General features: G+C 39.0%; 1 pseudogene. It reads right to left on the bottom strand.

The features are described from left to right. Positions 1-713, bottom strand: a pseudogene (locus ACFILZ_RS09965) (tyrosine-type recombinase/integrase); the annotation flags it as partial. Positions 714-865 lie beyond the last annotated feature (152 nt).

Raw genomic sequence — 865 nt, 5'->3', positions numbered from 1 at the left:
CCTGTAAAGATAAACAAACGCAAAGCCAGATATTTTATGTTTTGTGTTTTACAAAGCGTTTGATAAAAGGCAGTGACATCTTTCCAATCCATTGCTGGTCTATTTTGCGTTTTATGACGTTGTTTTCTTAAGAGCGCGCGTGCTTTTGTTGTTGCTTGTAAATCAACATCCAAACCCAAAGCCGCAGCATGTTTGAGACAAATATTAAGACGGTTTAGTGCTTTCTCTGCTGTTGTAGCTTTTGTATGCCAAATAGGAACAAGCGTGTTGCGTATCTCTGTTTGGGTAATTTCTGAAATGGACAGACAGCCTAATTTAGGGAGAATGTAAAGCCGCAAGGGAGAAAACCAGTTCCCATTCTTACCATCACCTTTTAATTTAGCTTTCCGACTTTCAAAAGTACCCAAAGCGATATCTTTTAAATAATGGAGATTGCTTCACACTTTTATTTATTGCGTTCTTTAATGGGGTCACGACCTTTACGTAAAACAGAATGCCATTGGTTTGCCAATTCACGCTCTTTTTTAAAGAAACATCTCTCAAAGAGCATCCAAGCCCATTTCGCAATGGCGATCATGAAGGGTATAACGATAAAACCATTGAGCACTTCCATCTTTACGTTTATGAAAAAGCAAGCCGACATCATCACACACTTTGCCAGCTCGTGGGTGTTGCGACAGCCCTTGGCACTTAAGACGATTCATAAGAGCCATTTTTAGTTCTTTCTTATACAGTTTTTACCCACACGCCAGCTTCGCTTGTGACGTGCAAGCGAATGGTTTTGATTGATTCAAGATAAACAGATTTGAAATGAGACAATCTTACGATATTCGGGATTCTCATTCAATATGAACAACGATTAATT

The organism is Bartonella sp. AP40SXNS (assembly GCF_042195825.1).
GTDB lineage: Bacteria > Pseudomonadota > Alphaproteobacteria > Rhizobiales > Rhizobiaceae > Bartonella.
This window is presented reverse-complemented; position numbering and strand designations above follow the sequence as displayed.